Origin of the sequence: Streptomyces sp. NPDC059009 (genome assembly GCF_042740175.1) — a bacterium.
Lineage (GTDB): Bacteria > Actinomycetota > Actinomycetes > Streptomycetales > Streptomycetaceae > Streptomyces.
Genome location: NZ_JBHYJB010000057.1, coordinates 26,904 through 50,842, shown reverse-complemented (window position 1 = coordinate 50,842; position 23,939 = coordinate 26,904). Strand labels below are relative to the sequence as shown.

Annotated in this window: 18 protein-coding genes; 9 read left to right on the top strand and 9 right to left on the bottom strand. The window is 74.6% G+C overall.

Translation table 11 applies throughout. From position 1 onward, the window contains the following. The first annotated feature begins 222 nt into the window (after nt 1-222). The 4 genes from ACFWYM_RS40000 (at nt 223) to ACFWYM_RS39985 (ending at nt 5,000) form a co-directional block, all read left to right on the top strand. Nucleotides 223-1,641 carry a HEAT repeat domain-containing protein gene (locus ACFWYM_RS40000; protein WP_384848944.1) on the top strand — a complete coding sequence of 473 codons (1,419 nt, stop codon included), beginning with the start codon at nt 223-225 and terminating at the stop codon, nt 1,639-1,641. A 142-nt stretch (nt 1,642-1,783) separates the two neighbouring features. Continuing rightward, nucleotides 1,784-2,911, top strand: a complete 1,128-nt coding sequence (locus tag ACFWYM_RS39995) for a glycosyltransferase family 4 protein (RefSeq protein WP_384848971.1) — start codon at nt 1,784-1,786, stop codon at nt 2,909-2,911. 35 nt (nt 2,912-2,946) lie between these two features. Further along, nucleotides 2,947-4,140: a glycosyltransferase gene (locus tag ACFWYM_RS39990; RefSeq protein WP_384848968.1), complete on the top strand. Its 1,194-nt coding sequence runs from the start codon at nt 2,947-2,949 to the stop codon at nt 4,138-4,140. Between the two features lie 5 nt (nt 4,141-4,145). Then, a complete protein-coding gene (locus ACFWYM_RS39985; RefSeq protein ID WP_384848941.1) occupies nt 4,146-5,000 on the top strand; it encodes an SGNH/GDSL hydrolase family protein in 855 nt (284 codons plus the stop codon). 48 nt (nt 5,001-5,048) lie between these two features. Here the strand turns inward: ACFWYM_RS39985 and ACFWYM_RS39980 are convergent, their stop codons facing one another. From ACFWYM_RS39980 to ACFWYM_RS39960, 5 genes are all read right to left on the bottom strand, one after another. Then, on the bottom strand, nt 5,049-5,933 hold the full coding sequence (locus ACFWYM_RS39980) for a biotin-dependent carboxyltransferase family protein (RefSeq protein WP_384848938.1): 885 nt from the start codon (nt 5,931-5,933) through the stop codon (nt 5,049-5,051). Further along, a complete protein-coding gene (locus ACFWYM_RS39975; RefSeq protein ID WP_384848935.1) occupies nt 5,930-6,688 on the bottom strand; it encodes an allophanate hydrolase subunit 1 in 759 nt (252 codons plus the stop codon). The genes ACFWYM_RS39980 and ACFWYM_RS39975 overlap by 4 nt, the downstream gene beginning before the upstream one ends. After that, nucleotides 6,685-7,449, bottom strand: a complete 765-nt coding sequence (locus tag ACFWYM_RS39970) for a LamB/YcsF family protein (RefSeq protein WP_384848932.1) — start codon at nt 7,447-7,449, stop codon at nt 6,685-6,687. The genes ACFWYM_RS39975 and ACFWYM_RS39970 overlap by 4 nt, the downstream gene beginning before the upstream one ends. A 74-nt stretch (nt 7,450-7,523) precedes the next feature. Continuing rightward, nucleotides 7,524-8,300, bottom strand: coding sequence for a putative hydro-lyase (locus tag ACFWYM_RS39965; protein ID WP_384848929.1), 777 nt, complete (start codon nt 8,298-8,300; stop codon nt 7,524-7,526). Further along, nucleotides 8,297-9,598, bottom strand: a complete 1,302-nt coding sequence (locus tag ACFWYM_RS39960; RefSeq protein ID WP_384848926.1) for an MFS transporter — start codon at nt 9,596-9,598, stop codon at nt 8,297-8,299. The genes ACFWYM_RS39965 and ACFWYM_RS39960 overlap by 4 nt, the downstream gene beginning before the upstream one ends. A 167-nt stretch (nt 9,599-9,765) precedes the next feature. Here ACFWYM_RS39960 and ACFWYM_RS39955 point away from each other — a divergent pair, with 167 nt between their 5' ends. The 5 genes from ACFWYM_RS39955 to ACFWYM_RS39935 all read left to right on the top strand — a co-directional run bounded on the left by ACFWYM_RS39955 (nt 9,766) and on the right by ACFWYM_RS39935 (nt 17,860). Next, nucleotides 9,766-10,458 (top strand): GntR family transcriptional regulator, encoded by a 693-nt coding sequence (locus ACFWYM_RS39955; RefSeq protein WP_384848923.1) that lies wholly within the window; start codon nt 9,766-9,768, stop codon nt 10,456-10,458. 82 nt (nt 10,459-10,540) lie between these two features. Further along, nucleotides 10,541-12,067 carry a hypothetical protein gene (locus ACFWYM_RS39950; RefSeq protein ID WP_384848920.1) on the top strand — a complete coding sequence of 509 codons (1,527 nt, stop codon included), beginning with the start codon at nt 10,541-10,543 and terminating at the stop codon, nt 12,065-12,067. Continuing rightward, on the top strand, nt 12,067-12,210 hold the full coding sequence (locus tag ACFWYM_RS39945) for a hypothetical protein (RefSeq protein ID WP_384848917.1): 144 nt from the start codon (nt 12,067-12,069) through the stop codon (nt 12,208-12,210). The genes ACFWYM_RS39950 and ACFWYM_RS39945 overlap by 1 nt, the downstream gene beginning before the upstream one ends. Continuing rightward, nucleotides 12,207-13,100 (top strand): hypothetical protein, encoded by an 894-nt coding sequence (locus tag ACFWYM_RS39940; RefSeq protein WP_384848915.1) that lies wholly within the window; start codon nt 12,207-12,209, stop codon nt 13,098-13,100. Before ACFWYM_RS39945 ends, ACFWYM_RS39940 begins: the two co-directional genes overlap by 4 nt. 107 nt (nt 13,101-13,207) lie before the next feature. After that, the gene (locus ACFWYM_RS39935; protein ID WP_384848912.1) at nt 13,208-17,860 is read left to right on the top strand and encodes a hypothetical protein; all 4,653 of its coding nucleotides are present in this window, start codon (nt 13,208-13,210) and stop codon (nt 17,858-17,860) included. Here ACFWYM_RS39935 and ACFWYM_RS39930 read toward each other — a convergent pair. The 4 genes from ACFWYM_RS39930 to ACFWYM_RS39915 form a co-directional block, all read right to left on the bottom strand. Then, the gene (locus ACFWYM_RS39930) at nt 17,838-19,013 is read right to left on the bottom strand and encodes an aromatic ring-hydroxylating dioxygenase subunit alpha (protein WP_384848909.1); all 1,176 of its coding nucleotides are present in this window, start codon (nt 19,011-19,013) and stop codon (nt 17,838-17,840) included. The two genes, ACFWYM_RS39935 and ACFWYM_RS39930, sit on opposite strands and share 23 nt — an antisense overlap. 11 nt (nt 19,014-19,024) lie before the next feature. Further along, on the bottom strand, nt 19,025-20,179 hold the full coding sequence (gene solA, locus ACFWYM_RS39925; RefSeq protein ID WP_384848906.1) for an N-methyl-L-tryptophan oxidase: 1,155 nt from the start codon (nt 20,177-20,179) through the stop codon (nt 19,025-19,027). Nucleotides 20,180-20,278: 99 nt separating this feature from the next. Beyond that, nucleotides 20,279-22,750 (bottom strand): FAD-dependent oxidoreductase, encoded by a 2,472-nt coding sequence (locus tag ACFWYM_RS39920; protein ID WP_384848903.1) that lies wholly within the window; start codon nt 22,748-22,750, stop codon nt 20,279-20,281. After that, the gene (locus ACFWYM_RS39915) at nt 22,747-23,832 is read right to left on the bottom strand and encodes an S-(hydroxymethyl)mycothiol dehydrogenase (protein ID WP_384848900.1); all 1,086 of its coding nucleotides are present in this window, start codon (nt 23,830-23,832) and stop codon (nt 22,747-22,749) included. The genes ACFWYM_RS39920 and ACFWYM_RS39915 overlap by 4 nt, the downstream gene beginning before the upstream one ends. Nucleotides 23,833-23,939: the final 107 nt, after the last annotated feature.

Sequence of the window (23,939 nt, the reverse complement as noted above, 5' to 3'; positions counted from 1 at the left end):
GTGATTTACGGACGCGACGGCGGGGCAGGAGTTGCCGCACCGCGCGGACCGTGAGCGGCCCACCTCGTGGGATCCGGCCGGATCCCGTGCGGGCCACCGACGAAAGGCAGAGGACAATGGCTTTCAACAAGCAGCAGACGGCGGGCGGCCCGACGTGTTGGCGCGCGGCCAGGTAAAGCACGATTCCCGGTTGCGTCGACGCTTGATGTGAGGCTGTTTCCCATGTTCGAACCGTTCATAGCGCCCAGCGGTACGCTGCTCGGCCTGCTTCAGCGGGGTCGCGGCGACGGCACGCTGCACGCCCTCACGGCGCCGCGCGCCGAGGCGCTCGCGGCTCTGAACCACTGCGTTCTGCGGGACCCCCGCCACGACTGGCAGGTGGAGAACCGCTCCCTTTACTACGCCCGGCTCTACCTCGACCTCCACGGTGAGATCGACGAGATCGAGCGGCACCTGTTCGACTCCGAGGACATCCTCGACACCGAGGACTCCCGCACGGGCCTCGCCCTCGCGGTCCTCGGCCACCTCGCCTCGTACGGCAGGCGTGACGCCCTGGAGCTGCTGCGCCGGTACGCCGCCTTCGGCGCCAACTGGGCCTGGGCGCTGGACGAACTGGCGCTGCGCGACGACGACGCGGGTTTGCGCGCCCTCGCCGGGCCCGTGCTCGCCCGCTTCCCGGCCGACGCCGAGGGAGAGGCGGAGCTGGCCGCCGCCGTCCGGGACGCCTTCGAGCCCCGGCCCTGGCGGCTGTGGGCGGAGGACCCGCGCGAGGAGATCGGCGCCCGGGTGCGGGCGGCCGGCGAGCGGGGCTCCTTCGATCGCTGGCAGCGACAGATGCGGCCCTCCGGGCCACGCCCCGGCTGGAGCGTCCAGGCCGTCTTCGAGTGGGCGCAGGAAGGGCTCGAGCGCGGTGTGGTGCTCCATGTGCCGGCCGCCCGCTGCCTGACCGCCGTCGCCGGACCCGAGGACCGGGACGAGATCCTCGAGGCCGCCCGCAGCGGCTCGGACGGCGCCCGGGGCACAGCCCTGCGCTACCTCGCCGACGCGCACGATCCCGACGTGCTGGCTCTCGTCGAGCAGGCTGCCGAGAGCCCCTCACCGATCGTGGCGGACGCCGCCGTGGACGCCTTCGAGCGCATGCGCAGCGTCGCCGCCGTCGAGCAGGCCCGCCGCTGGTCCGGGCGGCCGGACGCCCTCGGCGCCGCCGCCGGGCGGATGCTCGCCTGCCGGGGCGGGGCCAAGGACAGCAAGCTCGTCCTCGCCGCCCTGCGTGAGGCGGTGCGCGGCGAAGGCCCGGACGCACCGACCCTGTGGACCCTCGTCGACGGCGCCGGACGGCTCGGCATCGCCTGCGCGGCCCCCGTCCTGCGGCACGTCTACCGAGAGACCGCCTCGTCCCACCTCCGCGGCCGCGCCGCCCGCGCGCTCGCCGCCACCGATCCCTCCTTCGCCGCCGGATTCGCCGTCGAGTGCCTCTGGGACTGCGAGGAGTCCACCCGCGAAGTCGCCGCCCTGCACGCCGAGACCGGTGACGCCCGCGTCGTCACACAGCTCCGCAGGCTCGCCGCCGACCCCGCCGAGGAGGACGAGGTACAGACCGCGGTGCGCAGCAGAATCGGGCCCGACGCGCCCGCCGTATGAGCCCCTCCGGACGAGGCGCGGCGCCCCGCTGCCGCGGGGCGCGGAGGGGAACGCTCATGGGACGTTCCTCGCCAGGAAAGATCCACGTTGACGCGGCCACGCCCCGCCCGACGACAACACCGGTATGCGACCCACCACCGGTATGCGCGTCGTCATCGTCACCGAATCCTTCCCGCCCGACGTCAATGGAGTGGCGCACTGCGCCCTCCAGACCGCCCGGCACCTCGCCGCGCGCGGCCACGACCCCCTCGTCATCGCCCCCGCCACCGCGGCCGCCGAGCCCGGCCGGGACGCCGCCGTGCCCTGCCCCGTCGTCCGTGTCCCCTCCCTGCCGCTGCCCGGCTATCCGCAGGTCCGCGTCGCGCTGCCCAGCCGGCGCGTGGCCGCGGCACTGACCGCGCACCGGGCCCAACTGGTCCATCTGGCCAGCCCGTTCGTCCTCGGCGTGCGCGGCATGGCGGCTGCCGCACGCCTCGGCATCCCCGCCGTCGCCGTCTACCAGACGGATCTCGGCGGGTACGCGCGCACGTACATGGGCCTCGGCGAGGCCACCGCCTGGCGGCGCATACGCGGCGTCCACGCCGCCGCCGACCGCACCCTCGCGCCCTCCACGGCCGCCCTGAGTGACCTGGTGGCCCACGGGGTGCCCCGGGCCAGCCTGTGGCCGCGCGGCGTGGACACCGTCCGCTTCCACCCGGGGCGGCGGGATACGGCGCTGCGCCGTGAGCTCGCGCCCGGCGGCGAGCTGATCGTCGGCTACGTGGGGCGCCTCGCCCCCGAGAAGCAGGTGGAGCTGCTCTCCGGAGTGTGCGGGCTCGACGGCGTGCGGGTCGTCGTCGTGGGCGACGGGCCGAGCGAGGCGTCGGTGCGCGCGGCCCTTCCCGGCGCCGTGCTGCTCGGCCGCCGCACCGGCGACGAACTCGCCCGCATCTTCGCCTCGTTGGACCTGTTCGTGCACACCGGGCCCTACGAGACGTTCTGCCAGACCGTGCAGGAGGCCATGGCCAGCGGAGTCCCGGTCGTCGCGCCCGCCGCGGGCGGCCCGCTCGACCTCGTCGTACCCGGCAGGACCGGGCTTCTCGTGCCGCCGCGCGACGCCTCAGCGGTGCGGGACGCCGTCTGGTCCCTCACCGCCGACCCCGGCCTGCGGGAGGCGTACGGCGCCGCTGGCCGCGCCGCAGTCGAGGGGCGGACCTGGGCGGCCGTCGGGGACCGGCTCATCGGGCACTACACCGAGGTGCTCGCGGCGCGGACGGTGGTGGCGGCATGAGCGGGCCGGAGAGGCCGGAGAGGCGTGCCGACGGCATGGCGCGCGCGGGCGCGCCTGACGCGGGCCCGCTGCGCATCGTGCGGGTGGCGAACTTCGTGACGCCCGAGTCGGGCGGACTGCGCACCGCGCTGCGGGAGTTGGGTCGCGGCTACCGTGCCGCGGGCCACGAGCCCGTCCTGGTCGTGCCCGGTGAGCGGGCCGGGGAGCGGGAGACGGAGCAGGGGCGCGTGGTGACCCTGCCGGGGCCCGTGCTGCCCGGCACCGGCGGCTACCGGGTGCTCGTGGACCGGCGGCGGGTCGCCGCGGTGCTGCGCCGCCTCGCGCCCGACCGACTGGAGGTCTCCGACCGCACGACGCTGCGCTGGACCGGCGCGTGGGCGCGACAGGCCCGCATACCGGCCGTGATGGTCTCCCACGAGACGACGGACGGCGTCCTCGGCACCTGGGGCCTGCCTCCGGAAGCGGCCCGGCGCGCCGCCGACGCACTCAACTCCCGTACGGCACGCGTCTACGCGCGCGTGGTGTGCACCACGGCCTGGGCGGAGCGGGAGTTCCTGCGCGTGGGCGCGCGCAATGTCGTACGGGCTCCGCTGGGCGTCGACCTCGACGCCCGGCACCCCGCGCTGCGGGACGCGCAGGTACGCGGCCGCCACGCGCGCGTGGATGAGATTGTGCTGGTGCTCTGTTCCCGCCTCTCCGTGGAGAAGCGCCCCGGTACGGCGCTGGACGCGCTGGCGGCGCTGCGGGGTCGTGGCGTGCCCGCCGTGCTCGTCGTCGCGGGCGACGGCCCCTTGCGCGCACGGCTCGAACAGCGGGCGCGGGAGCGGAGGTTGCCCGTGACCTTCCTCGGCCATGTCCCGGACCCTGGCGGGCTTGCCGCGCTCCAGGCCGCCGCCGACGTCTGCCTGGCACCCGGCCCGGTCGAGACGTTCGGGCTCGCCGCCCTGGAGGCGCTCGCCTGCGGGACGCCCGTCGTGGTGAGCGCGTCGTCGGCGCTCCCCGAGATCGTGGGCGGGGCCGGAGAAGTCGCGGCCGACCGGGGCGAGGCGTTCGCGGCGGCCGTGATGTCGCTCCTCGCCCGGCCGGAGGGGCAGCGGCGGGCGGCGGCACGCGCGCGTGCCGAGTGCTTCGGCTGGGACGCGTCCGTCGCGGCCTTCCTCCAGGCGCACGACGCGCCCGTACGCGTGTCCGGCGGCGCCGCCGATGTCCCGGCGAGGGCCGTCGGATGAGTCGGATGCGGACCCTCCGGTTCGTCGCCATGGGGGACTCGCTCACGGAGGGTGTGGGTGATCCCGTCGAGGCCGGCTGGCGGGGCTGGGCCGCTCTCCTCGCGGAGGGGCTCGCGGGTCCCGGCACGCGCGTGGAGTTCCACAACATCGCCGCGAGCGGGGCCCAGACCGAGGACGTGCTGCGGCGCCAGACCCCCGCCGCGCTCGCCCTGCGCCCCGACGTCGTGTCCGTGGTCGTCGGCGTCAACGACACGCTGCGCTGCACGTTCGACGTGCACGCCGTGGCGGCCCGGCTCGACGCCGTCTACGCGGCCTGCGGGCAGCGGGGCGCCGTGCTGCTCACCGCCTGTCTGCCGGACCCCGGGGCGATGCTCGGCCTGCCCGGCGCCCTGGCCCGCCCGCTGGCCCGCAGACAGCGCGCGGTCAACGCCGTCGTGCACACGCTGTCCGAGCGCCATGGAGCGGTCCATCTGCACGCGGCGGACGGCGAGTGGGTCGCCGACCGCGCCCTGTGGAGCGCCGACCGGCTGCATCCCGGGGAGCGGGGCCACCGGCTCCTCGCCGCCCGCTTCCACGCGCTGCTCACCGCCGAGGGGCTCGCCCACGGCGGGGCGCCCGCGTGCGAGCCCCAACTCCCGCCGCCCACCCGGTCGGCGCGGCTGTGGTGGCTGGCCACCGCGGGCACCGGCTGGGTGGCGCGCCGCTGCACCGACCTCCTGCCCCAACTCGTCGGCCTCGCCGCCACGGAGCTGCGCCATCACGTGCGCGGCACCAGCGCCAGGCTCGACCTGAGCGCCGCGCACGCGGTCTCCGCCGCGCTTGCGGCGCTTTCCGGGCCGGGGCAGCCCGACGCGGCGTGACCGGCTGTTCAGCGGCCTGACCGGATGTTGAGCGGTCTGACCGGTCGTTCAGTGGCGGGCGCCGGGCACGAAGCGCACCGTCGTGCCCGGCACGGCCTGGGCCGCCGCCGCGAGATCCCCCTCCTGGACCACCGCCACCACCGGGTAGCCCCCGGTGGTCGGATGGTCCGCGAGGAACACCACGGGCCTGCCGTCCGGCGGCACCTGCACCGCGCCCAACACCATCCCCTCGCTGGGCAGTTCACGCGCCGTGGCCCGAGCGGTTCGCTCCAGGGGCGGCCCCTCCGTGCGCAGCCCGATGCGGTTGCTCGCCGAGGACACCCGGTACGCGCGCGTGGTGAGCGTCCGCAGGGCCCCGGCCGTGAACCAGTCGGCGCGGGGGCCGAGGGTGACCCGGAGGATCAGCTCGCGGGGCGGCGCGGGGTGCGGGACGGTGTCCACGCGCGCGTGCGGGGTGGCCGGGGGCGGCCCGCCCAGGGTGAGCACGGTCCCGTCGGCCAGCGGGGGCGGGCCGAGACCGGACAGGAGGTCCGTGGCCCGGCTCCCCAGGACCTCCTCCACGGCGACGCCGCCGCTCAGTGCGATGTAGGAACGCACTCCGGAGGCGGCCGTGCCGACGTCGAGCAGCGCCCCCGCAGGGACGCGCACGGGAGCACCCCAGGGCGCCGGGCGCCCGTCGACGCGGACCGGGCTCGGTGCGCCGACGACCGCGACGGTGACCGCGCAACGCGGCCGTAGCGCACAGCCGTTGAGGGTGGTCTCCAGGACGGCCGCGTCCTGGGGGTTGCCTACGAGACGGTTGGCGAGGCGGGCGGCGGGCGGGTCGAGCGCGCCGGACCGGGGCACTCCCAGGTGGGCGTGGCCGGGGCGGCCGAGGTCCTGCACGGTGGTGAGGGCTCCGGCCCGTACGACGGCGAAGGCACGGTCGGTCATCGTGACTCCAGGGGCGACGGAAGGGGTGCGGCTTCTCGGACGGAGGCGTCTCCTCGCAAGGAGGTGCCTCCTTGTGCGGGCACGTCTTCTTGTGCGGGCGCGTCTTCTTGTTGGGGCGGGGCGGGAGTGTCGGCTCGTCCGGACGGCGTGACCGGTACGAACCGGACGCGGACGCCCGGCGTCAGGAGCGCGGCGGGCACGCGCGCGTGGTCCCACAGCACCGCGTCCGTGGAGCCGATCAGCTGCCAGCCGCCCGGAGAAGGACGCGGATACACCCCGGTGTACGGGCCGGCGAGCGCGACCGCGCCCGCGGGCACCGTCGTGCGGGGCGTGGCCCGGCGCGGTACTTCGTAGTGCTCGGGCAGCCCGGTCAGGTAGCCGAAGCCGGGCGCGAACCCGCAGAAGGCGACGCGGAATCGGGCCGCCGCGTGGATCCGGCCGACCTCGGCGACGGGCACCCCCCAGTGCGCCGCGACGTCCGCCAGGTCGGGTCCGTCGTAGCGGACGGGGATCTCCAGGACGTCCTCCGCGCGCGGGGAGAGCGGGGGGATGTGCCAGGCCGGGAGCTCGGCACCGAGGCGGGCGGGGTCGTCCAGGCCGTCGAGCAGCACCGTGCGGGCCGCGGGAACGATCTCCCGTACGCGCAGGGCGCCCGTGGCGCGGCGGCGCAGGAGCTCGGCGTGGAGCGCCTCGGCGGCGGAGCCGTCGGCGACCTCGACGAGCAGCGCGTGCGCGCCGACCGGCAGCGCCCTCACGTGAAGGCCGCCACGCGCACGCCCACGGACTCCAGGCGGGCCCGCACGCGGCGGGCCAGGGCCACGGCGCCCGGGGTGTCGCCGTGCAGGCACAAGGAGCGGGCGCGGACGGTGATCCGGTCGCCGTCGTGCGCTGTGACCGCCCCGTCGCGGGCCATGCCGACGGAGCGCTCGACGACCTGGTCCGCCTCGGTGATCACCGCGCCGTCGCTGCCGCGCGGCACGAGGGTGCCCCGCGCGGTGTAGGCGCGGTCCGTGAACGCCTCGGTCACGACCGGGAGTCCGGCCTTTTCTGCCGTCTCCAGGAGACGCGATCCCGGCAGCCCGAGCACAGGGAGGGTGCGGTCGGCGAGCAGGACGCCCTCGATGACGGCGGCCGCCTGCTCGCCGTCGTCGACCACGCGGTTGTAGAGCGCGCCGTGCGGCTTCACATAGGACACGCGCGTACCGGCCGCGCGCGCGAACACCTCCAAGGCGCCGATCTGGTACGCCACTTCGGCCGCCAGCTCCTCGGGCGGCACGTCCATCGCGCGCCGCCCGAAGCCCGCCAGGTCGCGGTAGGAGACCTGGGCGCCGATCCGCACGCCGCGCTCGGCCGCGAGCCCGCAGACGCGGCGCATGGTGGCCGCGTCGCCCGCGTGGAAGCCGCAGGCCACGTTGGCGCTGGTGACGACGGAGAGCAGCTCCTCGTCGTCGGTGAGCCGCCAGCGGCCGAAGCCCTCCCCGAGGTCGGCGTTCAGGTCGATGGTGCCTGTGCTCATGTCGTCCGTTTCTCGCGGTGCTCGGGTGGTTCTTGGTGCGGGTGGTGCACAACGTGCTAGTGGTTCGCGGTGGTTCAAGCGACCCGGTACTGCTCGTCGCGGGCGTCCGTGATGAACATCTGGCCCGGCGCGTGGGTGATCGCGTACGGCGGCCGGGAGGCCATGACGGCCGCCTGCGGAGTCACCCCGCACGCCCAGAAGACCGGGATGTCGTCCGGCTCGGCCTCCACCGGGTCGCCGAAGTCCGGCCGCGCGAGGTCGGCGATGCCGAGCCCTCCCGGGTCGCCGCAGTGCACGGGGGAGCCGTGCACCGCGGGCAGCAGGGCGCTCTCCTTGATCGCGGCGGCCAGGTGGCGGGGCGGCACGGGGCGCATGGAGACGACGAGGGGGCCGCGCAGGCGCCCCGCCGGGCGGCAGGGCCGGTCGGTCACGTACATCGCGACGTTGCGGCCCTGCTCGATGTGGCGCAGCGGTACGCCCGCCGACGCGAGTGCCCACTCGAAGGTGAAGCTGCAGCCGATCAGGAAGGACACCAGGTCGCCGCGCCAGCGCGCCACCACGTCGGTGGGCTCGTCGACCAACTCGCCGTGCTCCCACACGCGGTAGCGCGGCAGGTCCGTGCGCAGGTCGGCGCCTGGCGCGAGCGGCGTCGACCAGGCGCCCGCGTCCGTCACGTCGAGCACCGGGCAGGGCTTCGGGTTGCGCTGGCAGAACAGGAGCATGTCGTACGCCCAGTCGGCGGGGACCGCGACCAGGTTGGCCTGTGTGTGGCCCGCAGCCTGGCCCGCGGTCGGCCCGCTCTCTCCGGAACGGAAGCGCGCCCGCGCCTCTTTGGGGGCCTTCGAGGTCACACCAGCTCCCTTCCCCGCGTCTCCGGGAGACCGAAGAGTGCGATCACGGCGAGGCCGTAGCCGATCGCTCCGAAGACGAGCGCGCCGCCCACGCCCCAGCTGTCGGCGAGGAAGCCCACCAGCGTGGGGAAGGCGGCGCCCACGGCCCGGCCGGTGTTGTACGTGAAGCCCTGCCCCGTGCCGCGCACCTCCGTGGGGTACAGCTCGCTCAGGAAGGAGCCGAACCCGCTGAAGATGGCCGACATGCAGAAGCCGAGCGGGAAACCGAGCACAAGGAGAAGGCCGTTGGAGCCCTCGGGGATGTTCGTGTAGGCGAGGATGCTCAGCGCGGAGAGGAACGCGAAGAGCGCGATGTTGCGCTTGCGGCCCAGCTTGTCGGTGAGGTAGCCGCCGGTGAGGTAGCCGAGGAAGGCCCCGGAGATCAGGAACGTGAGATAGCCGCCGGTGCCGACGACCGTGAGCCCGCGCTCGTCCTTGAGGTAGGTGGGAACCCAGGTGGCGAGGGTGTAGTAGCCACCCTGGACGCCGGTCGACAGGAGCACGGCGAAGAGCGTGACGCGCAGCAGGTCCGGCCGGAAGATGGCCGTGAACGACCCCTTCGTAGAGCTGTGCTTGCGCTTCTCGGCCGCCTCCGGGGCGTCGGTGACCCGGCGGCGCACGTAGATCACCAGGAGTGCGGGGAGCGCGCCGGTCCAGAACATCACCCGCCAGGCCAGGTCGTCGTCGAGGAACTCGAAGACCAGGGTGTAGACGACCGCGGCGAGCGCCCAGCCCACGGCCCAGGAGCTCTGGATCGCGCCGAGGGTGCGGCCGCGGTTCTTCGCCGTCGCGTACTCGGCGACCAGGATGGCGCCGACCGCCCACTCGCCGCCGAAACCGAGCCCCTGGAGGGCGCGGAAGACCAGCAGCCACTCATAGGTGGGCGCGAACCCGCAGGCGACGGTGAACACCGCGTACGTGATGACGGTGATCATCAGCGCCTTGACGCGGCCGATGCGGTCGGCGACCACGCCCGCGACGGCGCCGCCCACCGCCGAGACGACCAGCGTGACCGTGGTGAACAGGCCGGTCTGGCCGCTGTTGAGGCCGAAGTAGGCGGACAGCGCGACCATGCTGAGCGGCAGCGTGAAGTAGTCGTAGGAGTCGAGGGCGTAGCCCCCGAAGGCACCGGCGAAGGCGCGCCGCCCGCGCGGGCCGAGGGCGCGGAGCCAGCCGAACGCGCCCTCCTGGTGGGCGAGTTCGCCCGCGGCTCCCTGGGGGTCGGTGGTGACGGCGTGGGGCGGTGGGGTCGTACTCATGGGCACCTCGCAGAGGGGTGGGCGGTGCTGTGAGCGCTGTCAGCCGTGCTGAGCGTGTGCTGATGAGTCGACAAGGTAGAGGATCGTTGAACGATCCCTCAATACCCATGTTGTTTCGTTCTTGAGTCTGCGGTTGAATCCGGGCATGGCTGAGGGGATGGCTGCGCATGGCTGAACTGACGGGTCTCGCCGACGACCGCGCGCTCCTGGGCCGCACGAGTACCGCGGAACGCGTCGCGGACATCCTGCGGAGCCGCATCGCGGAGGGCTACTTCCCGCCTGGGACGCGGCTCTCCGAAGACAGCATCGGCGGCGCCCTCGGCGTCTCCCGCAACACCCTGCGCGAGGCGTTCCGGCTGCTCACCCACGAGCGCCTGCTCGTCCACGAGCTCAACAGGGGCGTCTTCGTGCGCGTGCTCACCATCGAGGACGTCGAGGACATCTACCGCATGCGGCACCTCGTGGAGTGCGCCGTCGTCCGGGCGCTCGGCGAGCCGCCGTTCGCACTCGACGCGGTGGTGGAGGCGGTGGAGCAGGGCGGCCGGGCGGCGCGCGCCGGGGACTGGAAGGGCGTCTCCACGGCCAACATCCACTTCCACCGCGCCCTCGTGGCCCTCGCGGGCAGCGCGCGCACCGACGAGGTGATGCGCAGCGTCTTCGCCGAACTGCGCCTCGCCTTCCACGTGGTGGACGATCCGCGGCGGCTGCACGAGCCCTACCTCGTCCGCAACCGCACGATCCTGCGCAGTCTGCGCGACGGCGACGCCGGGGAGGCCGAGCGGCTGCTCGCCGAGTACCTCGACGACTCGCGGCGCGGGCTGGTCGAGGCGTACGGGCAGCGGGTGGCGGCGGAGGGCTGACGGTCACGAGTGACCCGCGGCCGAAGCGGTCGATTCTGCGCCGTTTCGACCGTTGTCAGACCGAGGACCTAGTCTGTGCACCGTGACTTCGCCTGCCGCAACGGACACCGCTCCGCCCCAGCTCAGCGCGGGGCCGCGGCCCGCTCTGGGCCCGGCCGCCGACGAGGGCCTGGCGCGCCGCCTGCGCGCGCTCGCCTGCACCGCTCCGCTGCACGACCTGGACGCGCGCAAGGCGAACCTCGCGGGGGAGTACTCGGGCTACGCGATGGCCGAGGTGGCCCTCTCCGCCATCGACCTCGTCACGCTCAACATGGACTTCGACACCGGGGCCGACCACGAGCAGGTGGTGGCCAGGCTGCTCCCGCGCGTCGCCGCCCAGGCCCCCCGGCGCCCGGCCGCCGAGCATGAGCGCGTGGCCCGCTGGGTCCTGGAGAACCTGATCAACGTCGGCAGCGTCGACCGCGGCTTCCGCGCGGTGTACGGCACGTTCGCGCCGGACGGCTCGTATGTCCGCAGGGACTACGACTTCAAGCTCATCGAGGAGGTCCCCGGCTACGGGGGGAGCGTGTACCTCCGTACGACGGACGAAGCGGTCAACGTCCTCGTCGGCGCCCTCGACACGGACGTCACCAGCGCCCAGATCGCCGCCGAGGTCAAGCTCGAGGTCCTGATCAGCCGCGGCCGTCTCGCCGACGCCCAGCTCGCCGCCGAGCAGGCCCGCTACCGGACCGTCCAGTACTCGGAGACGCTCCGCAAGGCCCTCGACGCGACCCGGCGCAACGTCCGGGCGGTCGACTGGCTCGAGGCCGTCCCCGACATGATCGCCGAGGCGCTCGACCACGTCGCCGACCGCTACCGCCACGAGAACGCGATCCTGACCAACATCCGCAAGGCCCGCGACGAGTCCGAGGACCCCGAGCACAAGCGCCGCGCCGCCGAGCTGGTCGACATCGTCAAGGACTGCATCCGCCGCCACACCCAGCTCCAGTCCCGGCTCCTGGAGGCCGGGCCGCTGTTCCGCGCCGAGCAGGACCGGCAGGCGTTCGCCACGCCCACCGCGCGCGCGGGCCTCGACCTGTACGGGCAGCTCGTGGCGCCCGTCCTGCCGCTCCCCGTCGAGCAGGCGATCCGCGTCACGGACGCCTTCTTCGCGCGCGGCACCGGCCTGCGCACGCCCGTCTCGGTCCGCGTCGGCGACCTCGTCGACATACTGCTGACGCCGCCCATGGAGCGCGAGCACCTCGGCGCCGAGATGCCCGAGCCGGACCTGATCGCCACCCCGGACGACAGCCGGTTCAGCGAGGAGCAGCTCGCCTCCGCCATGGAGCTGCTCGACCTGCCCTCGGACGCGCCCCGGCGCCTGTCCGGGCTGCTCGCCGAGGCCCGCCGCCGCGACTCCGAACTGCCGTATCTGGTCGCCCTGTTGGCCGTCCACGCGGCCAGCCCGCCGGTCGGCACCGCCTACCGCCAGGGCGAGGAGAAGCTGCTGTTCGCGGTGGACGACGGCACGGAGCTCGACGACGCGGAGTTCGGCGGCGCCGACCTCATCGTGGGCACCGCCCTCCTGGACGCCGTCGGGATGGCCGCCGACCGGACGGAGGCCGCCTGATGGCCGCAGAGCCGAACCCTTCAAAGGTCCGCGAGGACAGCGACGCCCGCGAGAGGCGCGCGAGCCGAGAGGCCCGCGCCGAGGCGCCGGGCGCGCTCGGGGACGTACGACCGCATCATTGCCGCAAGGAGCACCAGCCGTGACCGAGCACCCCGCAGAGCACGCCGCGTGGGGCGAGCCGGAAGCCTCCGAGGCACCCGCTCCGAACGCCCCCGTCACCCCGGCCGACGCCGCCGACGCGGCGCGGCTCGTCGCCTTCGGCCTCCAGCCCAAGCTCCAGCCCGCCCGCGACCAGGAGTACGGCGAACTGCTGCGCCGCTACCGCGAGGACCCGCCCTTCGCGCGGCTCGCCGACGCCGTCGCCGCCGGGCTCGGGCTCGTCGTCCTGGAAGTGTCCCCGCGCGCGGGGATGGCCGTGACGGCCGCCGAGGACTCGGTCTTCGCGGTCCGCATGGGCGACTACGCCCGCCGCGCCTCCGCCGACTCGACCGACCGCTTCCTGCACGGCCTCGCCCATCTCTCCGTCGCCGCCATGGCGTTCCCGCGCCCCGAGGACCTCGCCGACGACGGCTACATCGGACGCGTCAGCGTCAACGGGGTCGACGCGTTCGTCCGCCAGGCATGCCGCCGCCTGGAGGAGCGCGCCGAGGAACAGGGCGAGAACACCGACCCCGCGAGCGACGCCCCGAGCCTGGAGGCCGCCTGGCGGATCTGGGCGCGGCGCAGCGCCACCGGAGCCACCAAGGACGCCCGCCGCCTGGCCGGTTCGACCACCGGCATCGTGGGCAAGGCCGTCGCGTTCCTCACCGACTCCGGCTTCCTGCAGCGCACCGGCGACGACTCCGGAGGCACCTACCGGACCACCGCGCGCTACCAGCTCCAGGTCCGCGACATGGCCGGCAGCGCGGCGCTGGCCGAGCTCCTGGAGCTGGGCATCGTGCCGGTCACCGACGGCTCCGCGACGCTGCTGCCGCCCGACGACACCGACGACCTGGAGCTGGCCGAGGGCGCGGGCCTGCCGTTCCACTCCTGACGCGCTCCGCGGCACCCCGCAGCGCCGCCCCGCCCCCGGCCACCGGGCCGGTCCCGCCCCCTCAACTTCCTGCCGTTCCGCACGACTTACGACGAGAGTCCGCCGCCATGTACGAGCTGTCCCGGGTCCGCCTCTACTCCATCGGCCCCGCCGGTGCGCGCTACGCCGACACCGTGCTTGACCTGCGCGGCGTGGGCGAGCCCGTGCCCGACCCCGCGCCCGCCCAGGCGGAGTTCTTCGAGGACGAGCCGGTCGGCCCGCCGCGCCGCCCCGCCCCCGCCGGCGTGCTCTTCCTGGAGAACGGCGGCGGGAAGTCCGTCCTGCTCAAGCTGATCTTCTCGGTGATGCTCCCGGGCCACCGCAACACCCTGGGCGGCGCCAGCTCCGGCGTGCTGCGCAAGTTCCTCCTCGCCGACGACTGCGGACACGTCGCCCTGGAGTGGCAGCACACGCTGACCGGGGAGTGCGTGGTCGTCGGCAAGGTCAGCGAGTGGCGCGGGCGGCAGGTCTCGAACGACCCGCGGAAGTTCGCCGAGGCGTGGTACTCGTTCCGGCCCGGCCCGGGGATGAGCCTGGACTCGCTCCCGGTCGCCGAGTCCACCGCCGTGCGGGCGCCCGTCGAGGGTGCCTCGGGCGCCCAGGGGCGGCGCCGCACCATGAAGGGCTTCCGGGACGCGCTGACCGAGGCGGTCAAGGCGTACCCCCATCTCGAAGTGCACTGGGAGGAGATCCACGACCGCTGGAACGAGCACCTCGGCGACCTCGGCCTGGATCCCGAACTCTTCCGCTACCAGCGCGAGATGAACGCCGACGAGGGCGAGGCCGCCGGCCTGTTCGCGGTCAAGAAGGACTCCGACTTCACCGACCTGCTGCTGCGGGCCGTCACCGACACCCGCGACACGGACGGCCTCGCCGACCTCGTCCACGGCTTCGGCAACAAGCTGGGGCGGCGCGCCGAGCTCATCGCCGAGCGGGACTTCACCGCGGGCTCCGTGGACCTCCTCGGCCGCATCGTCGACGCCGCCGACACCCGGGCACGCGCGCGTGACGTGCACGCGGGTGCCGAGCGGCGCACCCGCACCCTCGCCCGCAGGCTCTCCGCGCGCGGCGCCCAGGAGCGGGGCCGCGCCGCCGAGCTCGCCGAGCAGGTCACGGGAGCCGCCCACACGGTCACCGAGGCCGAACAGGCGCGCGGCACCAGCGCCCTGATCTCCGCCGAACTCGCCTACCGGCACGCCTCCTTGGCGCTCACCGTCGCCGAGAAGGCCGCCGCGGCCCAGCGTCGCGAGCTCACCGAGGCCCGCACGCTGCACTCCGCATGGCAGGCCGCCGAAGCCGTCCTGCGCCACCGGGCGGCGGCCGACCGCTCCGCGCGCGTGGCCGCCGCGATCCGCGAGGCCGAGCGGGACGCGGCCCCCGCCCTCGCCGCCCGCGCCAAGGCCGCCTCCGATCTCGTACGGGCCCTGCACACCGCCGCTGAGGACGCGGAGAACCTCGCCAATGAAGAGGAGGAGCGCTCCGCCGCCCTCCAGGAGACCGGCGAGACCGCCCACCGCGACGCCACCGCCGCCGCCACCGAGGCACAGCGTGCCCGCAGCGAGGCCGGGCATCTGCGCCAGCGCCTCAGCGAGGTCGAGCAGGAGACCGCCGAGGCCGTCCGCGCGGGCTGGATCGACGACACCGCGCCCGACGCCGACCCGGCCCGCGCCGCGCTCGCCGCGAGCGACGCCGAGAAGACCACCGTCGCCGCCTGGGACACCGCGCGCGAGGCGGCCCGGCGCGCCACCGACCACGCCAGGGAGACCGCAGCCGCCGAGGCCCGCGCGGAACTCACCGCGGCGCGCGCCTCGGACGCGGCGGCCGCCGCCGAGCGCGCCCACGACGCCGAGCACCGTGCCGCCGAGTCCCTCGCAGGTGAGGAGCGGATCGCCGAACTCCTCGGCCTGGAGGGCGCGTCCGGCGCCGCCGCAGTGCCCAGGGCCCGTACGGACGCCGACGGCACGGCCGAGTCGGAGCCCGCCTTCGAAGGGCCCGCCGAGGGCGCCCGCCTCACCCCCGAGGACCTCGACCGCGGCGCCGACGACCTGCGCACCCTCCTGGAGGACGGCGTCGGCACGGCCGAGCGGCAGCTCTTCGAGCTCAGGACCGCCGCCGCCGACGACGCCCGCATCCTCGGCGCCCTCGGCGACGGCGGGCTGCTGCCCCCGGGACCCGACGTCCTGGCCACCGTCGAGTACCTCGGCGAGCACGGCATCCCCGCCCTGCCCGGCTGGCGCTACCTCGCCCAGGCCGTCGACCCCGCCGACCACGCGCGTGTGCTCGCCGCCCGCCCCGAGCTCGTCGACGGCGTCGTCATCACCGAGCCCGACACCCACGCGCGCGCCCGCCACGTGCTGGACGGCGCCGCCCTGTTGCCCCGCTCCGCCGTCGCCGTGGGCACCGCGGCGGCGCTGCTCGCCCCGGCCCCGGCCGAGTCCGCCTCCGAGGCGGGCGCCTCCGGAGTCTTCCTGGTGCCGCCGAACCCGGCCATGCACGACGAGCACGCCGCCGACGAGGAGCGCCAAGCCCTCCGTGCCCGGGCCGGCCGACGGGACGAGGAGATCCGCGCCCTCGCGGTCCGCCTCGCCAAGGACCGCGAGCTGGCCGCCCGGCTCGGCTCCTGGCGCACCGGCTGCCCGGCGGGACGGCTCACCGAGCTGGCCCAGGCCGCCCGCGAGGCACGCGAGTTCGCCGAGGAGAGCGAGGCCGAGCTCGTCGAGGCCCGCACCGCGCGCGCGGAGGCCGACGAGGCGGCCGCGGAGGCGTCCCGGGTCCGGGACGAGCGCCAGGAGGCCGCCCAGAAGGCGCGGCGCGCCGCCGACGCCCTCGCCGGGCTCGCGTTCCGCCTTCGGGAGCGCGCCGGCTGGCAGACCACCCTGCGCGAACTCGCCGACGACGCCGTCGAGTCGGAGGCCCGCGCCCAGACCTGCCTGGACCGCGCCCGCGCCGCCGACGAGGACCGCCGCGCCGCCCAGCGCGCCGCCGATGACGCCCGCCGCACCGCGCGTGCCCTGCGCGCCGAGCGCGCCGACATCGCAGGCGCCCCCGAGGACGTACCGGCGGAGGCGGGCGCCCCGCAGACGTCCCTCCCGGCGCTGCGCGAGGCATACCGCGCCGCCTCGCAGCTGTACGAGAAGGTCGGCGTCGGCGCGGACCTGCGCGCCGAACAGGCCCGCGCCGAGAGCGACGAGTCCGCCGCCCTCGCCGAGCTCGACCGGCTCAGCAACAAGGTCCGCACCCGCGCCGCCCAGCTCCTGGAGAGCACCGACGGCGCGGACGGGCCGTCCCGGCAGGCCGCCGCCGCGCGCGCGGAGGCCCAGGTCCAGCTCATCGAGACCCGTGCGTCGGCCGCCAGCGAGCAGCTCGGCCGACTGCGCGGCGAGGCCGAGCGGCACGCCCCCGAGGACGGCGACGCGCACACCGAGCTCCCCGAGGACCTGGTGCCCGCCGACGCGGAGCAGGCCCAGGCCCTGCTGCGCACCGCCACCGGTGAACTGGCCGCGCGCACCGAGGCGCTCCGCCGGGCGAAGGAGGCGCACGCCGCGCTCCTCCAGACCCACCGCGCCACCGAGGACGCGGCCGGTGGCTTCGACGAGACGGCCGCGCTCCTGCGCGACCTGCTGCGCGAGCACCACGACGAGGCCGAAGAAGAGCCCGAGCCCTACCCCGGCACCCTCGAGGAGGGCCGCCAGGGCGCCGCCGAGGCCCGCCGCTCGCTGCGCGGCTGCGCCGCCGACCTGTCCGCCGCGGAGGCGGCCGTGCGCGAGGCCGGCGACATCCTGGTGCGGCACGCCAACTCCACCCGCTACGAGCAGGTGCGCACCCCCGCGCGCCAGCAGATCCGCGAACTGCCCGCGTCCGCGCTGCCGGAGCACGCCAAGAAGTGGGCCGACGCCTTCGCACCCCGACTGCGCGTCCTCACCGACGAGTTGGAGCAGCTGGAGCGCAACCGCGACAGCATCGTGGACCGGCTGCGCGGACTGGTCGAGTCGGCCCTGGCCACGTTGCGTTCGGCGCAGCGCCTGTCGCGGCTGCCGGAGGGCCTGGGGGAGTGGTCGGGCCAGGAGTTCCTGCGCGTCCGCTTCGAAGAGCCCGACCAGGCCACGCTGACCGAGCGGCTCGGCGAGGTCATCGACGAGGCCACGCGCGCGGCCGTCAAGAAGAACTCCGACATGCGGCGGGACGGAATGTCCCTGCTGCTGCGCGGAGTTCAGGCCGCCCTGGAGCCGCGCGGCGTCGCCGTGGAGATCCTCAAGCCGGACGCGGTGCTGCGCGCCGAGCGGGTCCCCGTCGGGCAGATGGGCGATGTCTTCTCCGGCGGCCAGCTGCTCACCGCCGCCATCGCCCTGTACTGCACGATGGCCGCCCTGCGCAGCAACGACCGGGGCCGGGACAAGCACCGGCACGCGGGCACGCTGTTCCTGGACAACCCCATCGGCCGCGCCAACGCGACGTACCTCCTGGAGCTCCAGCGGGCCGTCTCGGACGCGCTCGGCGTGCAGCTGCTGTACACCACCGGCCTGTTCGACACGACGGCGCTGGCCGAGTTCCCGCTGGTCATCCGCCTGCGCAACGACGCGGACCTGCGGGCCGGGCTCAAGTACATCAGCGTCGAGGAGCACCTGCGGCCGGGCCTGCCGCAGCAGCAGGACCCGGCCGGGGAGACCGTGCACGGGGAGATCACGGCGACGCGGATGTTCAAGCGTCCAGCAGCCGGCTGAGCCACGCGTGGAAGCCCGCGATGTGGTGCTCCGTGGGCACGAGGACCCCGCCCGCGCGGTAGGCCCGTGAGGCCATCGCTGGCTGGGTGCGCTCGCAGGCCGCGAAGTCCTGGGTGTTGACCCGGTGGAAGAGCTCCACCGACTTGGACAGGTCGGCGCCCGACGCGACGACGTCGGGCGCGTACAGCCAGTCGCACTCGACGACCGTGCGGTCGACCGCGAGCGGGAACATGCGGTGCAGGATGACGTGGTCCGGGACGAGGTTCACGAAGACCGTGGGCCGGACCGTGATCGCGTAGTAGCGGCGGTCCTGTTCCTCGGCGACATCGGGCAGCCGTCCGAAGCCGGAGCTGCCGTCGACCGTGAAGCCCTCGACGTCCTCTCCGAAGGCGGCGCCGTGCCCCACGTAGTACTGCGCGGCGAAGCCGTCCGCGAACTCGGGCAGGACGTCCGTGAGTTCGGGGTGGATGGTCGCGCAGTGGTAGCACTCCATGAAGTTCTCGACGATGAGCTTCCAGTTGGCCCGCACGTCGTAGCGGACGCGCTTGCCGAGGGCCAGCTCCTCGGTGCGGTAGTGCGCGATCGCGGCGGGGTCCCCGAGCCGCTCCACGGCCGCACCCATGACGGTCTCCTCGAACGAGGGCGGCTCCTCGGCCAGGCACACCCAGGCGTAGCCGAGCCACTCCCTGAGGGCCACGGAGTGCAGCCCGTACGCGGACCGGTCCACGTCCGGCATCTTCACCAGGTTCGGGGCCGCGACGAGGCGGCCGTCCAGGTCGTACGTCCAGGCGTGGTACGGGCATTGGAGGGCGCGGCGGACCTCGCCGGACTCCTCGGTGCACAGCTGGGCGCCGCGGTGGCGGCAGACGTTGAGGAAGGCCCGCAGCTCACCCGCGCGCGTGCGGGTCACCAGGACGCTCTCCCGGCCGATCTGGACGGTGCGGAAGGCGCCGGGCCGCTCCAGGTCGGCTGAGCGCACGGCACAGCACCACAGCGCTTCGAAGACGCGCTCCTGTTCGCGCCGGAAGTGCTCGGGGTCGGTGTAGGAGGGGCCGGGCAGGGTGGCGATCAGGCTGGCGCCGTGCTCGGGTGCGGCGGGTGGCCCGGCCGGGTCCGTGCGGGCCGGGTTCGAGGTGGTGGGCGAGGTCGTCACGGTCGTACTCCTCAGGCGGGCGCACCGGCGAGGCGGCTGGGGTCGAAGAGCTCGATGGGGTGGTGCGTACGGCCCTGGAGAGCCAGGTCGGCGACGATCTCCCCGACGACGGGCACGAACTTGAAGCCGTGCCCGGAGAAGCCGCACGCGACGGTGACGGACTCCGGGTGGGCCGGGTGCCGGGTGATGACGAAGTGCTCGTCGGGGGTGTTGGAGTACATGCACGTCGACGCCTTCAGGAAGCGGCCGGGCAGCAGCGGGATCTGCCGGGACATGTGGCCGGCCATCGCCGCGATCTCGTGGTCGTGCACCGTCCGGTCGATGGTCTCCGGAGTGCACACGGTCCCCTTGCGGAAGAAGGCGACCTTCGCGCCGAGTTCGGGCCCGTCGATGGCCGGGAATCCGTAGACCTGCACTCCTTGTGCGTCCTCCCAGACGTAGATCGGATGGTGCTCCGGGAGGAAAGGGCCGACGCCGCCACTGGGCTGGAACCAGTACATGATCTGCCGTTCGATGGTGAACGGCACACCCAGGTCGGTGAGGAGGCGCGGCGCCCAGGCCCCCGGGCAGATCACCAACTGGCCCGCGGTGTAGGCGTCTTCGGCGGTGTGCACGCGCACGCCGTCCCCGCACGGCTCCCAGCGCGTCATCGGCTCCTCGAAGTGCAGGTCCGCGCCCTGCTGCCCGGCGAGCTGCAGATGGGCGGCGACGGTGTTCTCGGGCCGCACGAACCCGGCGCGCGCCTCGTAGAGGGCCACCTCGTCCTCGCGCGGGGCGAGCGTGGGGAAGCGGCGGCGCAGCTCGTGGGCGTCCAGCAGCTCGTGGGGCAGGTCCCACTGCCGCGCCGACCGCAGCGAGCCCGCGACGGTGCGGCTGTCCGGGCGGCCGACCATCACGCCGCCGCACAGGGTGGCGATGTCGCGGCCGGTGTCCCGCTCCAGGCGCTCGTAGAGCTCGTAGGAGCGCAGCAGCAGCGGGACGTACGCGGGGTCTTCGAAGTACGACTGGCGGGTGACCCGCGACCCGCCGTGGCTGGAGCCGCGGGCGTGCACGGGGCCGAACTTCTCCAGGCCGAGCACGCGGGCCCCGCGCGCGGAGAGGTGGTGGGCGGCGGCGCTCCCCATGCCGCCGAGGCCGATGACGATCACGTCGTAGGTGGGGGACACAGGGCCTCCAGGGGGCGAGAAAGGGCAATCGGCGACAAGGAGAGGGCCGCTTCAGGGCGTGAGCGCACGTCAGTGCACGTCGGCGGCGGTCACAGGCCGTCAGCGGCGGATGCGGGTCATCTCCGGGTCGAACAGCGGTTCTTCGGCGACGGTCGCGGAGACCTTCTCTCCGAAGTACTCGATGTGCACCCCGGTGCCGGACTCCAGAGGCGGCAGCCAGGCGTACGCGACACAGCGGCCCAGCGTGTAGCCGTACGAGGCGCTGGTGACGTACCCGGAAGGCGTCCCGCCGACGTACACCGGTTCCTTGCCGAGGACGACGGCGGCCGGATCGTCGACAAGGAGGGGCGTCAACTTCCTTTCGGGGGCGCCGAGTCGGGACAGGGCCGCGCTCCCGACGAACTCGCCCTTGTCGGGGCGCACGGCGAATCCGAGCCCCGCGGCGTACGGGTCGTGCTCCGTGGTCATGTCGACGCCCCACGCGCGGTAGCCCTTCTCCAGGCGGAGGCTGTTGAACGCGGACCGCCCGGCGGCGATGACCCCGAGCTCGCGCCCCGCCTCCCACAGCGTGTCCCACAGCCGCAGCCCCAGGTCGGCGCTGGTGTACAGCTCCCAGCCCAGCTCGCCCACGTAACTGAGGCGCAGGGCGGTGACCGGGACGTGGCCGATGTGGGTCTCCCTGGCCTTGAAGTAGCCGAACGCAGTGTGCGAGAAGTCGTCGCGGGTGAGCGGCTGCACCAGGTCGCGGGCGAGCGGGCCCCAGACCCCGACGCAGCAGGTGCCCGCGGTGATGTCCCGCAGGTGCACGTCGGCGGGGGCGTGGCGCAGCAGCCAGTCCAGGTCGGCGGGGGAGTTGGCGCCCACCTGGAAGCGGTCGGGGGCGAGCCGGGCCACCGTCAGGTCGGAGCGGACGCCGCCCGCCTCGTCGAGGAGCAGCGTGTAGGTGACCGAACCGGGCTTCTTACGGAGGTTGTTGGTGGTCATGCGCTGCAGGAAGTCGAGGGCTCCGGGCCCGGTGACCTCCAGGCGGCGCAGCGGCGTCATGTCGTAGAGGGCGACGCGTTCGCGGGTGGCCCGGGCCTCGGCCGCCGCGATCGGCGACCAGTGGCGGGCCGACCAGGCGTCCCGCGCGGGCACGTCGAGGCCCTCCAGGAGGGGCGCGTTGGCCTCGAACCAGTGCGGGCGTTCCCAGCCGCCGCCCTCCAGGAAGACGGCGCCGAGCTCCTGCTGCCGGGCGTAGAAGGGGCTGACGCGCAGCGGGCGCGGCTGCTCCAGGGGCTGCAGCGGGTGGAGGACGTCGTACACCTCGACGAACTGCTGCGCGCCCCGGTCGGCGACGTACGCGGGGGAGCGCTGGGCGTCCTCGAAGCGGGCCAGGTCGCAGTCGTGCAGGTCTATGGAGGCGCGCCCCTCGACCATCCACTCGGCGACCGCCTTCCCCACGCCGGCGGAGTGGGTGACCCACACCGCCTCGGCCAGCCAGAAGCCGCGCAGGGCGCGGGACTCGCCGAGGACCGGCATGCCGTCGGGCGTGAACGAGAAGACCCCGTTGAAGCCCTCCTCGACGGCCGAGGCGCCCAGGGCGGGCAGCAGCCACTGGCTGTCCCGCCAGCTCGGTGCGAAGTCGTCCTCGGTGAAGGGCAGCGAGGAGGGCATGTCCTGCGCGCGGGCGGTCGCCTCGTCGTATGTGGCGACGGTGAACGGGTCGACGGGCAGCGGCCGGTGGGCGTACGAGCCGATGCCGATGCGGTCGGTGTGCTCGCGGAAGTACAGGTCGCGGTCCTGGAAGCGCAGGATGGGCCGCGTGGCCTCCGCGCGCGGGTCGTTGACACCGGCGAGCTCGGGCAGCGGCGCCGTCTTCGCGTATTGGTGGGCGAGCGGCAGCAGCGGTACGTCGACGCCCGCCATCCGCCCGATGACCGGCCCCCAGAACCCGGCGGCCGAGACGACATGGTCGGCCGGGAAGGTGCCGCGGTCGGTGACGACGGCGGTGACGCGGCCGCCCTCCTGGTCGATCCCGGTCACGGTGTGCCGGTCCAGGAAGCGGGCGCCGTGCCGCTCGGCCCGCTCCATCTGGGCCCGGCAGGCCAGGACGGCGCGGGCGAGCCCGTCGTCGGGGGTGTGCAGACCGCCGAGGACCTTGCCCGCGTCGATCAGCGGCCACAGCTCCTTGCAGCGCTCCGGTCCGACCAGCTCGGCGCGCACGCCCCAGGAGGCGGCGTATCCGGCCTTGCGGTGCAGATCGGCCCAGCGCTCGGGCGTGGTGGCGAGTTCGAGACCGCCGACGGGGTGGAAACACGAAAGCCCGTCCACGGAGAGCGAGTTCAGTTTCCGGACGGTGTACGCGGCGAAGGACGTGAGGGTCTTGGAGGGCCCGGTCTGGAAGACGAGCCCCGGAGCGTGCGACGTGGAGCCTCCGGGGGCGGGCAGCGGCCCCTGCTCGAGGACGGTCACATCCGTCCACCCGCGCGCGGTGAGCTCGTCGGCGAGCGAACAGCCGACGATCCCCGCGCCGATGACGAGCACCCGCGGGGACGCACCCGCGCGCGGGCTGCTGTTCCGGCCGCTCACAGGACCACCACCGATCGCAGCACCTGGCCCTGCCGCATCCGCGCGAACGCCTCCTCCACCTGGTCGAGGGAGACCGTCTCGGTGACGAAGCCGCCCAGGTCGAGGCGGCGGCTGAGGTACTGGTCGATGAGGATCGGGAAGTCCCGCGCGGGCAGACAGTCCCCGTACCAGGAGGACTTGAGGGCGCCGCCGCGCGAGAAGAGGTCGATGAGGGGCAGCTCGACCGCCATGTCCGGCTCCGGGACGCCCACTTGGACCAGGACGCCCGCGTGGTCCCGCATGTAGAACGCCTGCTTGTACGTCTCCGGGCGGCCCACCGCGTCGATGGCGACGTCCACGCCGAAGCCGCCGGTGAGCTCGCGCACGGCCGTCACGGGGTCCGTGCCGCGGGAGTTCACGGTGTGGGTGGCGCCGAACCGGGTCGCGCCGTCGAGCTTCGTGTCGTCGATGTCGACGGCGATGACGCGGCGCGCACCGGCCAGGGACGCCCCGGCGATGGCGGCGTCACCGACCCCGCCGCAGCCGATGACGGCCACGGTGTCGCCGCGGCTGACGCCGCCCGTGTGCACGGCCGCCCCGTACCCCGCCATCACGCCGCAGCCGATCAGGCCGGCGGCCTCGGGGCGGGCCGCCGGGTCGACCTTCACCGCCTGTCCGGCCGCGACCAGGGTTTTCTCCGCGAAGGCGCCGATGCCGAGAGCGGGGCTGAGCGGGGTGCCGTCCAGGAGGGTCATGGGCTGGGCGGCGTTGCGGGAGTCGAAGCAGTACCACGGGCGGCCCCGGGAACAGGAGCGGCAGGCGCCGCAGGGGGCCCGCCACGCGATGACCACGTAGTCGCCGGGTGCGAGGCCGGTGACGCCCGGGCCGACCGCCTCTACGGTGCCTGCCGCCTCATGGCCGAGCAGGAACGGGAAGTCGTCGTTGATCGCGCCTTCCCGGTGGTGCAGATCCGTGTGGCAGACCCCGCAGGACTGCACGGACACCAGTGCCTCTCCCGGTCCGGGATCGGGCACCACGATCGTCTGCACCTCGACGGGTGCGCCCTTCTTCAGGGCGACGACGGCTCGGACCTCGTGTGGCACGGCCAGTCTCCTCTGCGCTGTGGACAGTTGTTGCGTACTCCACGATCAGTTGCGCTATGGGAGACATCGTGGAAGCGTCATCAAGAAGCCGTCAAGGGGCCGGAGTT